At 65.5% G+C, this 12,743-nt stretch carries 13 protein-coding genes; 7 read left to right on the top strand and 6 right to left on the bottom strand.

Features of this window, described 5'->3' with window-relative positions; genetic code table 11:
- Positions 1–81: 81 nt before the first annotated feature.
- From EI171_RS18480 to EI171_RS18455, 6 genes are all read left to right on the top strand, one after another.
- A complete protein-coding gene (locus EI171_RS18480) occupies positions 82–1,368 on the top strand; it encodes an NAD(P)/FAD-dependent oxidoreductase (protein WP_161534347.1) in 1,287 nt (428 codons plus the stop codon).
- A complete protein-coding gene (gene trxC, locus EI171_RS18475; protein WP_011088519.1) occupies positions 1,365–1,808 on the top strand; it encodes a thioredoxin TrxC in 444 nt (147 codons plus the stop codon). Before EI171_RS18480 ends, trxC begins: the two co-directional genes overlap by 4 nt.
- Positions 1,809–1,836: 28 nt before the next feature.
- A complete protein-coding gene (locus EI171_RS18470) occupies positions 1,837–2,040 on the top strand; it encodes a DUF2892 domain-containing protein (RefSeq protein ID WP_011088520.1) in 204 nt (67 codons plus the stop codon).
- 42 nt (positions 2,041–2,082) lie between these two features.
- Positions 2,083–2,472, top strand: a complete 390-nt coding sequence (locus tag EI171_RS18465; RefSeq protein WP_011088521.1) for a DUF302 domain-containing protein — start codon at positions 2,083–2,085, stop codon at positions 2,470–2,472.
- 28 nt (positions 2,473–2,500) lie between these two features.
- On the top strand, positions 2,501–3,940 hold the full coding sequence (gene ccoG, locus EI171_RS18460; RefSeq protein WP_110116555.1) for a cytochrome c oxidase accessory protein CcoG: 1,440 nt from the start codon (positions 2,501–2,503) through the stop codon (positions 3,938–3,940).
- Positions 3,941–4,103: 163 nt separating this feature from the next.
- Entirely contained in the window at positions 4,104–5,273 is a 1,170-nt protein-coding gene (locus EI171_RS18455) for a GNAT family N-acetyltransferase (RefSeq protein WP_161534346.1), read from the top strand.
- A 7-nt stretch (positions 5,274–5,280) separates the two neighbouring features.
- Here EI171_RS18455 and EI171_RS18450 read toward each other — a convergent pair whose 3' ends face one another.
- From EI171_RS18450 to xylB, 6 genes are all read right to left on the bottom strand, one after another.
- Positions 5,281–5,946 (bottom strand): DsbA family oxidoreductase, encoded by a 666-nt coding sequence (locus tag EI171_RS18450; protein ID WP_110116557.1) that lies wholly within the window; start codon positions 5,944–5,946, stop codon positions 5,281–5,283.
- Between the two features lie 71 nt (positions 5,947–6,017).
- Positions 6,018–6,839 carry a helix-turn-helix domain-containing protein gene (locus tag EI171_RS18445; RefSeq protein ID WP_028173321.1) on the bottom strand — a complete coding sequence of 274 codons (822 nt, stop codon included), beginning with the start codon at positions 6,837–6,839 and terminating at the stop codon, positions 6,018–6,020.
- Between the two features lie 241 nt (positions 6,840–7,080).
- Positions 7,081–8,028 carry an ABC transporter substrate-binding protein gene (locus tag EI171_RS18440; protein ID WP_028173320.1) on the bottom strand — a complete coding sequence of 316 codons (948 nt, stop codon included), beginning with the start codon at positions 8,026–8,028 and terminating at the stop codon, positions 7,081–7,083.
- A gap of 121 nt (positions 8,029–8,149) precedes the next feature.
- Positions 8,150–9,190, bottom strand: a complete 1,041-nt coding sequence (locus EI171_RS18435; RefSeq protein ID WP_011088527.1) for an ABC transporter permease — start codon at positions 9,188–9,190, stop codon at positions 8,150–8,152.
- A complete protein-coding gene (locus EI171_RS18430; RefSeq protein WP_097532180.1) occupies positions 9,183–10,706 on the bottom strand; it encodes a sugar ABC transporter ATP-binding protein in 1,524 nt (507 codons plus the stop codon). Before EI171_RS18430 ends, EI171_RS18435 begins: the two co-directional genes overlap by 8 nt.
- 126 nt (positions 10,707–10,832) lie before the next feature.
- Positions 10,833–12,278, bottom strand: coding sequence for a xylulokinase (gene xylB, locus EI171_RS18425; protein ID WP_161537033.1), 1,446 nt, complete (start codon positions 12,276–12,278; stop codon positions 10,833–10,835).
- A gap of 199 nt (positions 12,279–12,477) precedes the next feature.
- On the opposite strand from xylB, the gene EI171_RS18420 reads away from it, so the two are divergent.
- Entirely contained in the window at positions 12,478–12,708 is a 231-nt protein-coding gene (locus tag EI171_RS18420; RefSeq protein ID WP_082757092.1) for a hypothetical protein, read from the top strand.
- The last annotated feature ends 35 nt before the right edge of the window (positions 12,709–12,743 follow it).

The following is a 12,743-nucleotide window of genomic DNA, read 5'->3' as shown; positions in this document are numbered from 1 at the left end:
AATTTATGAATATCTTGTCAAGCATCGCGGCAGAACAGCCAGACCCAACTGGCGGAGCCGCTTATCCAGCGGAGGTAACCCATGGCGGAAGTTGTCGTAATTGGAGCCGGTCTTAGCGGGACGCTGATGGCCTATGAATTGCTGCCCCAGCTCGGAAAGGACGATCGTCTGAGCGTGATCTCTCAGGGCGCTATCTATCACTTCGTCCCATCGAACCCCTGGGTTGCGGTCGGCTGGCGAAAGCGCGATGAGATCGAGATCGATCTCCTTGACATCATGAAGCGCAAGGGCGTGCGGTTGCTGACGCAGGGCGCCAAGCGCCTGCACCCGACCGAGAACCGCGTCGAACTCGGCGATGGCACGTCGATCAACTACGACTATCTGGTCGTCGCGACGGGGCCCGAGCTTGCCTTCGACGAGATTCCCGGCCTGGGCCCGCAAGGCCACACGCAATCAATCTGCCACGTCGATCACGCCTCGCACGCCAAGGACGCATTCGAAAAGCTCGCAGCCCGTCCCGGCCCGGTCGTGATCGGCGCGGTCCAAGGGGCCTCCTGCTTCGGCCCGGCGTACGAATTCCTGTTCATCCTGGAAACCGAGTTGCGCCGGCGCAAGCTACGCGATCAAGTCCCCATGACGTTCGTCACCTCGGAGCCCTATGTCGGCCACCTCGGCCTGGACGGCGTCGGCGACACCAAGGGCCTTCTCGAAAGCGAGATGCGCGAGAAGCACGTCAAGTGGATTACCAACGCACGCGTCAAGGGCGTCGAGGCGGGCAAGATGGTCGTCGAAGAGCTCGGCGAGGGCGGCGCGGTGCACAAGACACACGAGCTGCCCTTTGCATATTCCATGATGCTGCCCGCGTTCCGCGGCGTCGAGGCGGTTCGCGGCATCGACAAGCTGACCAACCCGCGCGGCTTCGTAATAGTCGACAAGCACCAGCGCAACCCCGCCTTCCCAAATGTCTTTGCCGTCGGCGTCTGCGTGGCAATCGCGCCGGTCGGTGCAACGCCGGTGTCGGTAGGCGTGCCGAAAACCGGCTTCATGATCGAATCCATGGTGACCGCGACCGCGCTGAATATCGGCGCCCTGCTCCGGGGCAAGGAGCCGAGCGCACAGCCGACCTGGAATGCGATCTGCCTTGCCGATTTCGGCGATTCCGGCGTCGCCTTCCTGGCGCAACCGCAGATTCCGCCGCGTAATGTCAACTGGTCGTCCAAGGGCGAGTGGGTGCACTACGCCAAGGTCGCCTTCGAGAAGTATTTCCTCCGCAAGATGCGACGCGGCGAGAGCGAACCGTTCTATGAACGCTTCCTGCTCGACAAGCTGAACATCGCCAAGATCAAGGAGGTCCGGACGGGCACATGAGCGAGACACGCCAGATCGTCTGTGGGCATTGCGGGCGGACCAACCGCCTGCCAGCCGAGCGTACGCCGGAAGGCGCGCGCTGCGGCGCCTGCCACCAGCCGATGTTTACCGGCCATCCCATCGAGGTGGACGAGGAAGCCTTTGGACGTCATGTCGTCAACAGCGACATTCCCGTTCTGGTCGACGTCTGGGCGCCCTGGTGCGGGCCATGCCGCGCCATGGCGCCGATGTTCGAACGCGCCGCGCAGCAACTGGAGCCGCAGATCCGGCTGTTGAAGCTCAATTCGGACAACGCTCCTGCGTTGTCGTCGCGCCTCAACATCACCGGCATCCCGACCTTGCTGCTGATGCGCGGCGGCCGCGAGATCGCCCGCCACGCCGGCGCGATGGATGCACGCAGCATTGTGGCTTGGACCCAAGCCAGCCTGACCCGTTCGTAACGCCAACATAGTCAAAGAGGAGCATGCCATGAATGTCGACAAAGCCGTTCTCGCCTTCGCAGGTTTCGTCGTCCTGCTTGGACTCGCACTGGGCACCTACGTGAATGCGTACTGGTATCTGCTGACGGCGTTCGCCGGGCTGAACATGCTGCAGGCCTCGTTCACGGGCTTCTGCCCCGCTGCGATCGTGTTCAAGAAGCTCGGCCTGAGCAGCGGCTGCGCGTTCTCCTGAGCGCGACGCGGCGAAGACAGCCCAATTCCACGGAGACAGTCCATGACCTATCACTTCTCGAAAACGGTCGACCTGCCGTTCGACGCGGCGGTTGCGGCCACGACCGCAGCGCTGAAGCACCATGGCTTCGGCGTGCTCACCCAGATCGACGTCAAGGATACCCTGAACAAGAAACTCGGGGCCGAGTTTCGACCCTACCTCATCCTCGGAGCATGCAATCCCAAGCTCGCCTATGAGGCGCTGACCCTCGAGGACAAGATCGGTACGATGCTTCCCTGCAACGTCGTAGTTCAGCAGCGGGAGGGCGGCAAGGTCGAGATTTCGGCAGTGGATCCCGTCGCCTCGATGGCGGCGATCGAGAATCCGAAGCTCGGCGCCGTCGCCGGACAGGTTCGCGAGTTGCTGAAGCAAGTCGTCGCCGAGATTGCGTGAGACCATTCGCAGATTGCAGAGGCCGACCATGAGCGACGACACCTTCATCGAGGGACCTCTCTACGAGAAGCGGAAGAAGGTCTATCCGCAATCCGTCCAGGGCCCTTTCCGCCGCATCAAATGGGCGATCCTCTGCGTCACGCTCGGGACCTACTATCTCCTGCCCTTCGTGCGCTGGAATCGCGGACCCGGCCTGCCGGACCAGGCGGTGCTGATCGATCTTCCGCATCGGCGCTTCTACTTCTTCTTCATCGAGCTGTGGCCGCAGGAGGTCTACTATTTCACCGGGCTCTTGATCATCGCGGCGATGACGCTGTTTTTGATGAACGCGGTCGCCGGCCGGCTGTGGTGCGGCTACATGTGCCCGCAGACGGTGTGGACCGACCTGTTCTACGCGGTCGAGCGCTGGGTCGAGGGCGACCGGCGCGAGCGCATGCAGGGCGACAAGCGCTACTGGACGTTCGATCACATCCGGAAGGTCGTGCTGAAGCACTTTCTCTGGATCATGATCGCCTGGTGGACCGGCGGCGCCTGGGTGCTGTATTTTTCCGACGCGCCGACGCTGGTGAAGGAGCTCGCCACCTTCCAGGCCCCGTTCATCGCCTATCTCTGGATCGGCATCCTCACCGCCACGACCTATGTCTTTGCCGGTCACGCCCGCGAGCAGATGTGCATCTACATGTGTCCGTGGCCGCGCATCCAGGCGGCGCTGACCGACGAATGGGCGCTCAACGTCACCTATCGCCGCGACCGCGGCGAGCCGCGCATGTCGGTGAAGAAGGCGGACGCGGCCCGCGCGCACGGCGATCGCGCCGGTGACTGCGTCGATTGCCATCAGTGCATAAATGTCTGCCCGACCGGCGTCGACATCCGCAACGGAATCCAGCTCGGCTGCATCCAGTGCGGCCTGTGCATCGACGCCTGCGACAACGTGATGCGCGAGATCGGCCGGCCCGCCGGCCTGATCGGCTACGATACCGACATCAACATGCAGCGCCGGCGCGAGGGCAAGGCGCCGCTCTACCGCATCATCCGTCCGCGCACGCTGACCTATGCCGCGGCTATCGCCATCGTCGGCGGCATCATGCTCTATGCCCTCGCGACGCGTACGACGATGGACGTCAACGTGCTGCATGAGCGCAATCCCCTCTTCGTCCAGCTCTCGGATGGCGGGGTGCGCAACGACTACACCGTCCGTATCCTCAACAAGGGCGCGCAGCGATCGTTTGCGCTCGAGGTCTCCGGCCTGCCCGGCGCCACCGTTCGCGTCGCCGGCATCGAAGCCGGCTCCGACGGCAAGCCCGTCATCGAGGTCGGGCAGGATCAGACCCGCGAGGTCAGGCTGTCGGTGCAGGTCGGTCCCGGCGACCTGCCGAAGACCTCCCGCGACGTCGGCATCGCCATCACCGACACCGCCGGTGGCGGACGCGCAAGCGCCCGCGATCATTTCGTGCCGGGCGAGCAGTAGCTCCCACATGCCATGGCGCATCCGGCGGCTGCCGCCGGATGCTGAACGAGACGTTAACACTACCGCTCGAATTGAAGCGGTATCCCAACGGGATTTTCCAATCTTTGCGCTAAGGATGACCGCGTAACCCGGGCTCAGCCCGCGTGAACGGGGACGACGGGACGTGGTCGACATCGCGCACCAGGCAGCGATCAATCCGGCATCGGCAAAGCATGCCACGACGACGCGCGCGCTCGTCCCGCTTGATGCAATTGAAGCCGGCCAATGGCGCGCGCTCGCGCAGCGGGCGGTCGAGCCGAACGGATATTACCTGCCCGCATGGGAGCTCGCCGTCAGCGCGACCGCGCGCGGCCGCACGGGGGCCTCGGCACTGCCCGCATTGGACGGATCTTCGACGCGACTGATCGGGCTGATGCCGGTGATCTCGCTGTGGCGGGCATGGAAGATTCCCCTGCCCGCGTTGGTGAGCGCGCATCCCTATGGCACGCTGTGCAGCCCGCTGATCGACCGCGGCGCTCCGATCGAGGCGGCGACGCGTCTGCTGCAGCAGGCGCGAGAGACCGGCGCGCATGCGCTCGTGCTGAACGACGTCGCGCTCGACGGCGCGGCCATGGCGTCGCTCAAACAGGCTCTCAATCGCGACGGCCTGAAGCCGCGTGTTCTCAGCTCCTACATCCGCGCCAGCCTCGATGCTACGCAGGACGGCGAGACGCTGCTGCGCGAAGCGCTCGGCGCCAGGAAGCTCAAGGAGCTGCGTCGCCAGCGCCATCGTCTCGAAGAGCACGGCCCCGTCGTGTTCGAGGTCGCGCGCCGGCCTGACGAGATCGGGCCCGCACTCGAAACATTCTTGCAGCTCGAAGCCAGCGGCTGGAAGGGCAAGCGCGGCACCGCGCTGATCCAGCATGCGGGCGATGCGACCTTCATCCGCCGCGCGGTGCCGGCGCTGGCAGAGTCCGCGCAGTGCGAGATCGTCACGCTGCGCGCCGGCACGATTCCGGTCGCCGCCGGCATCGTGCTGCGCCATCAGGACCGCGCCTTCTTCTTCAAGCTCGGCATCGACGAACGCTTTGCAAGATATTCGCCGGGCGTGCAGCTCACGCTCGACCTCACCCGTCGCCTCTGCGCCGACCCCGCCATCGCCAGCGCGGATTCCACCGCGAGCGCCGACCACCCCATGATCAACCCGATCTGGCGCGGGCGCTTTGCGATCGGTGACGTGCTGATTCCGCTGCGGCGGAACGATCCGGTCGTGCCGCTCGTTCACGCAGCACTGGTCGGCCTCAACGCCGCGCACGAGGCCACGCGACGCGTGGTCCGCCGCCTCCGCAAATAAGCGAAACCTACTCCGCCGCCTGCGCGTTGATCTCCGCCGAGACCTGGCGGATGGCGCGGGCGAGCAGGTTCGGGTCCTGCGCGCCGGAGACGGCGTATTTCTGCGCGAAGACATAGGTCGGCACGCCGGAGATGCCCTTCTCGGAGGCTTCCTGCGCGTCGGCCGAGACGCGCGCGACGTCCTCGTCGGTGGCAAGGCGCTTGCGCACGTCGTCGGCATCGAGGCCGACATCGGCGGCCGCCTGCACCAGCACGTTGACGTCGGTGAGGTCGCCGCCATCGCGGAAGTAGAGCTCCATCAGGCGCTGCTTCATCTCGGGCGCCTTGCCGATCGCTTCCGCCCAGAGGATCAGGCGGTGACAGTCGGTCGTGTTGGGCTGACGTGCGACCAGCTCCGGCTTGTAGACGAGGCCCTCTTCGCTCGCGGCCGCGACGACGCGCCCCGCAATGCCCTTATAGGCCTCGACCGAGCCGAACTTCTGGGTGAGATAGGCCTCGCGGCTGATGCCCTCGCGCGGCACCCACGGATTGAGGAAAAAGGGGCGGAAATTCAGCTTGACCGGAACGTCGGGCACGAGCGCCAGCGCGCTTTCGATGCGATGCTTGCCGATATAGCACCACGGGCACACCACGTCGGAGACGACGTCGATCTGGAGCGGTTTCAGCGTGCTCATGTCAGGCGCCTCCTTCGGGCACTTTAAGGGTTCGCCCAAAGATAGGCCGAACCCGGCCCGAGGCAAGAGCGCTATGTCATAGCTGCTGCCATCTGCTTCAGCCGCTCCGCGGTACGCTCGTCGGCCGGAAAGAACGTCTCCAGCGCAAGCTCCGACAGGGTGATGTCCACGGGCGTGCCGAACACCATGGTGGTGGAGAAGAAACTTAGTATCTCGCCGTTGTGGCGCAGCTTGAAGGGGATGGCGACATTGTCGCTCGACAGCGGCGCCGAGCGTGCCGGGATCGGGTAGCTCTTCAGGTCGTTGTAGAGCTTGATCAGCTCCGGATCGGCCGTTGCCTCGCATTGCCGGTGCAGCCGCTCCAGCAGATGCCCGCACCACTCCGCGAGATTGACCGTGCGCGGCGCCAGCGCCTCGGGATGAAACGCGAGCCGCAGCACGTTGAACGGTTGGCCGAGCAGCCGCTGCGGAATGCCGTCGAGCAACGGCGCCACCATGCGGTTTGCGGAGACCAGGTTCCAGTGCCGGTCCACCGCGAGCGCCGGATTGGGCTCGTGTGCCTTGAGGACGAGGTCGATCGCCTGGCGGGCTGATTTCAAGGCGGGATCCTCCAGCGCGCGCTGCGGAAACGCCGGCGCAAAGCCGGCGGCGACCAGCAGCACGTTGCGTTCGCGCAAGGGCACGTCGAGACGTTCGGCGAGCCGCAGCACCATATCGCGCGAGGGCGCGGCGCGGCCGGTCTCGACGAAGCTCAGATGCCGCGCGGAAATCTCCGCCTCGCCCGCCAGATCGAGCTGGCTCATGCGGCGACGCTGACGCCATTCCCGCAAATGGTCACCGATATGGATAGGCTGGCTGCGTTCGGCGTGCGCCGTGGATGCATGTGCGTTCATGGTCGAAAACCTAGCACGCGGATTTCAGCCCTTCCATTACCCGCGAGGTAATCGAATTGGCGCTTGAGTTCCTGAAATCGCGGGATTGCCGACGAGCGTCGATGTCCGCGCAATGGTCATGCAAGACCATTGCCGGGCATTTCCTGGGCCGTCTTCCGGCGCGCCCACAGTGGCCTCGAACGCGCAGCCTGCACCGTCCGAGCGCCACCAGCCGATAAGTCCCGCGACAGATGCAGAATGGCTACTGCGACCGATCCGACGTCCACCCCTTGTACTCGGCGACATTGTCCCGGGTCACAAGCTTCGACGGCAGAAGTTCGACGGTCGATGCCGGCTTCTGGCCATTGAGAATACCGACACCGACCTGCACGGCGCGCCGCGCCATGAAGAACGGATCCTGTGACGCGGAAGCCTGGATCTGTAGCGATGCGGGATCCTTCAGCGCGGCCTCGATGTCGGGCGCGCCGTCCACCGCGGTGATGACGATGCCGGTGCGGTTTTGCTGGCGCGCTGCGAGGTCGGTGCCGATCGCCTGCGGATCGTTGATGGCGAAGATGGCGTCGATCTTGGGGAAGCGGGTCAGGTAACCCTGCGCAACGGTGAGGCCGCCCTCGCGCGAGCCCTTGCCGTCCTGGTCGTTGGACAACACCTTGATGCCGGGATTCTTCGAGAAGACGTTCTTGCAGCCGACAACGCGGTCGATCACGGCGGAAACCTGCGGCCCGTTCTCGATGATGACGTCGCCCTTGCCTCCCAGCTTGTCGACGATGTACTGGCAGGAAATTTCGCCGGCCTGGACGTTGTTCGTGGTCACGGTGGCATCGGCGCCTTCGGCCGCGGTGTCGACCGCGACGACGACGATACCCGCCGCCTGCGCCTTCTTGATTGCCGGTCCGATCGCCTTGGGGTCGCCGGGGTTCAACAGGATCAGGTCGACGCCGGCGGCGATGAAATTGTCGATCTGGGTGACCTGCTTGCCGAGGTCGTATTCGAAGCCGACCGTGGTGACCTTCACATTGGGATTGGCCTTCTTGGCCTCGAACTCGGCGCCCTTCGACAGCGCGACGAAGAACGGGTTGCCCAGCGAGCCGAGCGAAACGCCGATCGACTTGAGCTCCTTGGCGAAGGACGGCGCGGTGCTTAGGGCTAGCACCGTCGCGGCGCCGGCAAGCGTGATCGTCTTCAACATTGGCTTCCTCCCTGGTCTGTCTTCATCTCCGGCACGGCTGACCAGTTGCCGTACCGGAATCTCACATCGAACCACCCGCGCTCAGCTGCGCGCCGCACCTTTCAGGTTCTGGCCGAGCCCCTTAGGTTCTGGCCGAGCCTTGCAACCGATAGCGGTCCAGCGCCACGGCGCCGATGATCACCAGGCCCTTGATCACATATTGCCAGATGTCCGAGACGCCGGTGAGGATCAGGCCGTTCGAAAGCACCGCGATGATCAGCGCGCCGACCAGCGTGCCCCAGATCGAGCCGATACCGCCAACGAACGAGGTGCCGCCGAGGATCACGGCGGTGATGGCGTCGAGTTCATAGGACTGGCCGAGTTGAAGGCCGTTGGCCGCATAGAGCCGCGCCGCCTGCATGGCGCCGCCAAGTCCGGCCAGCAGCCCCGATGCGCCGTAGACGAAGATCAGCACGGCCCAGACCTTGATGCCGGCAAGCCGCGCCGCGCTCTCGTTGCCGCCCACCGCGTAGATGTGCACGCCGAGCACGGTCCGGCGCAGCACCAGCCACGAGACGAGGATGACGAGCAAAGCGATCACCGAGAGCCACGGGATCGAAGCGACGCCGGGAACGAGCGTCAGCGAGCCGTTGCCGATGAAAGCGTAGGGAATGGAAGGATTGAACACCGTGGTGTCGGCGCCGAGCAGCCGCGCCAGACCGCGCACGGCGGTGAGCGAGCCCAGCGTCACGATGAACGGCGGCAGGCGCAACAGCGCGATCAGCGCGCCATTGACGACACCGAAGCCGAGGCCGGTGAGAACGGCGGCCGGCAGCCACAGCGCCCCGAGCTCCGGCAGTTTCGAGATCGTCAGGCCGGCCATCGCGGACGCCGCCAGGATCGAGCCGACCGAGAGATCGATGCCGCCGGTCAGGATGACGAAGGTCATGCCCGCGGCAAGCACGGTGTTGACGGCGGCCTGCTGCAAGACGATGCCGAGATTCTGTCCGGTGAAGAAACGGCCATCCGACAGGTAGTGAAAGCCGGCGCATAGCAGCAGCAGCACCGGCAGCATGCCGGCCGCGCGGATCAGAAGCCTGATGCGCTGACGCCTGGTCTCCTGGGCGGCGGCCAGGCCGTTTGCCGTGGCGGCCTTCGCCTGCGTCGATCCGTTATCAGGCATCGAGATGCTCCATCCCCGTAGCAAGTGCCATGATATCCTCCTGATTGAGCGGCGCCGTCTCGGTTCGGCTGACCTCGCCTGCGATATGTCCCGACCGCATCACGATGACGCGGTCGCAGATGCCAATGATCTCAGGCAGGTCGGACGAGATCACGAGGATCGCGGTACCGGCCTTGGCGAGATTGTCGATGATCGAATAGATTTCCGACTTGGCGCCGACATCGACGCCGCGCGTCGGCTCGTCGAGGATCAGGATCTTTGGCGCGATGGCGAGAAGCCGCGACAAGAGCACCTTCTGCTGGTTGCCGCCGGACAGGCCCCCGGCCGGGACGCCGACATTGGCCGCGCGGATGCTGAGCCCCGCGAAGGCCCTGTCGGCGCGCTCGCGCGCCTTGTCACCATCCAGGAACCAGCCAAGTTTCGCATCGCGCCCGAGCACCGCGAGATTGATGTTGTCAAGGCAAGACATGTCGAGAAACAGGCCGAGCGCCTTCCTGTCCTCCGTCAGATAGGCGATGCCGGCCTCGAGCGCCTCGCCGGGCGTGCGGATGTCGATCGGGCGGCCTTCGAGTTCGAGACGGCCCGACGTTTTTGCCGCCGCGCCGATGATGAGATGCGCAAGCTCCGTGCGTCCGGCACCGATCAGGCCGGCAAGCCCCACCACCTCGCCGGCATGCACGGTGAGCGAGCAGCCCTTGACGCGCTGGCCGTCAGACATGTCGATCGCACTGAGCACGGGGTGTCCCCGCCCCGCCTCCGGGTCATGGTCCTTCTTGTAGAAAGAGGAGACGTCGCGCCCCACCATCAGCCGCACGATGGTATCGGCGCGGATCTCCGGCTTGTCGAGCGAGCCCACGAGACGGCCATCGCGCAAGACGGTGACGCGGTCGCCGAGCGCGTAGACCTCGTCCATGCGATGCGAGATGTAGATGATGGCGAGCCCCTCGGCGCGGAGCTGACGGATCAGCGCGAACAGCCGTTCGCTCTCGCCGGCCGACAGCGCGGTGGTCGGCTCATCCATGATCAGGATTTTCGACCTCGCGTGCAGCGCACGCGCGATCTCGACGAGCTGGCGCTGGCCCATCGACAGATGCGCCACCAATGTCGATGGCTGGAAGTCCGCGCCCAGCCGTTCCAGGATGGGGCCGACGCCCTGGCGCATGGCGCCGCGCGCCAGCAGGCCCGAGCGCGAGATCTCGCGGCCGAGATAAATATTCTCCGCGACGCTGAGATTGGGAGCCAAAGACAGCTCCTGATAGATGATGGAGATGCCCGCGGCGCGGCCGCCGAGCGGGCCTTCGATCCGCACCGGCCTGCCTTCGATGCGGATCTCTCCACCCGGATCGGGCCGGTAGGCGCCTGACAATATCTTCATCAGAGTCGATTTGCCGGCGCCATTCTCGCCCATCAGGGCATGGATTTCGCCGGGATAGACGGTGAGATCGACGGCACGCAGCGCCTTGATGCCGAAGAAGCTTTTCGAGACCCCGCGCATCTCGAGGATCGGATCGTTCATCGTGCCTCCCGACGCACAATGCGTTTCCCACCCGCGTCTCGTTTTCTCAGCGCGGTTCGCGCATTAAACAAAACGCCGCGGCACAGGGCAATACCGAACCGACGGGAAAGCGAAATCGAAACGGCGCTAGCGGCGTGGCCGATAAAGTTCGCGCCAGGCGGGAAGCCGATCGGCATAGGCATCGACGAGCACGCGTTCAGGCTCGAACGTCTCGATGCGTCGCGGCGGCGTACAGACGGCGTCGATTGCCTCACCCGTGACAGCAAGACGCCCTAATCTTGCCGCACCGAACGCCGCTCCGGTTTCACCTTCGGCAAAGCGATGGATCGGAACATTCAGAACGCTTGCCAGCACCGACAACCAGAACCGGGACCGCGAACCGCCTCCGATGGCATCGGCTTCCGCGACCGTAATGCCGGCATCCGCGAGCACGTCCCGGCAATCCACGAGCGCAAAGGCAACGCCCTCGAGCACGGCCTGCACGATCGCCTCGCGATCGGTGCCGTGGCTCAAGCCATCGAGCATGCCGCGCGCGACGGGGTCGTCGTGCGGCGTCCGCTCACCCGCCAGATAGGGCAAGAAGCTCACCGGCGAGGGCATCTGCGGGCGCGACCCAAGCGGTGCCAGCAATTCCGCCTCGGCAATGCCGAACAAGCGCGAGATCCAGGCAAGACAGGAGGCCGCGGAGAGAATCGCGCCGCCCTGAATCCACATTCCGGGGATGGCGTGGCAGAACGTATGCACCCCGCGATCCGGGTTGGCAGCGATCCTGCTCGTCGGCGCCAGCAAGGCGCCCGAGGTTCCCAGCGAGATGAACGCGGTTCCCGCCCTGATCGCGCCAATGCCGACGGCACCCGCCGGATTGTCACCGGCACCGCCCGCGAAGCTCGGCCGTCTGACCATGCCCCAGCGTTGCGCGAGTTCGCTGCGCAATGTTGCCGCGGGCGCGCAGCCCTCGACCAGACGCGGCATGTGATCGCGCGACAGGCCGGTCGCGGCCAGTGCTGCATCCGACCAGTCCCTGCGCGCGGCGTCGAGCCACAGCGAGCCCGATGCGTCCGAGACATCCTCGACGGCTTCGCCCGTCAGGACCAGGCGCAAATAGGCCTTCGGAAGCAGGACGCGTTTCGTCGCTGCAAAAACCTCGGGCTCGTGCGTCGCAATCCAGAGCAGCTTCGGCGCGGTGAATCCGGGCATCGCCTTGTTGCCCGTCGTCGCGCGCAAGGCGGGCCAGCGTTGCTCCAGGATGCGGCACTCGGCGACGGACCGCCCGTCGTTCCAGAGGATGCAAGGCCGCAGCGGTCTTGCGCTCGCGTCGAGCAGCGTGGCGCCATGCATCTGGCCCGACAGTCCGATGCCTTCGACCACGGCCAACGCGCCGGCATGCGTCGCCTTCAAGGCATCCAGCGTGGCGAAGGTCGCCTCGACCCACTGCGCGGGATCCTGCTCGGAGTAGCCGGGCCGCGGCGAAGCGGTCGCGAGCGGCCGGCTTTCGCTGGCAATCACGCGCTGCGCGGAGTCGACGAGAACGGTCTTGACCGCCGAGGTGCCGAGATCGATGCCGAGATACATGGATGCGTACAATTGCCGACGCCGGATGGACGACGGCGGTCGGATGGCCCAATCAATCCAAGAAGCCTGATCGCGTCAAGGCAGGCTCCGCCATTCGTCGATCTCCAGGCCGAAAGAGCCGCAGAGCCGCCCCGCTTACCTGCGAGGTAATCGAATTCGGCGTCGCTGCGGCGCATCTTCCCTAGCACAGGAGATGACCATGATCGCGCTGCTGCTCTACCGGACCGTTGCAGACCACCTCGTTCCCTGGGCCATGGCGCTCGCCACCCGCATGCTGGCGCGCAGCCTCAACATGCCCGAGCCGCTGGTGCATTCGACCGGCGACTATGTGGTCGCACAGGTGCTCGCCTTCGAGCACGGCGTCGGCAGGAGCCTCTGCCCGTTCCGCATCGCCCGCCTGCTCAGCGCCTGGTGGCGCGGACTGCGCTGAATTCCACCCCAAGATTCCACCCCCAAGCCCAACCC

This window comes from Bradyrhizobium sp. LCT2, assembly GCF_009931255.1.
Taxonomy (GTDB): domain Bacteria; phylum Pseudomonadota; class Alphaproteobacteria; order Rhizobiales; family Xanthobacteraceae; genus Bradyrhizobium; species Bradyrhizobium diazoefficiens.
The sequence above is the reverse complement of the archived record's forward strand: the minus strand, read 5'-3'. Positions and strand labels throughout refer to the sequence as shown.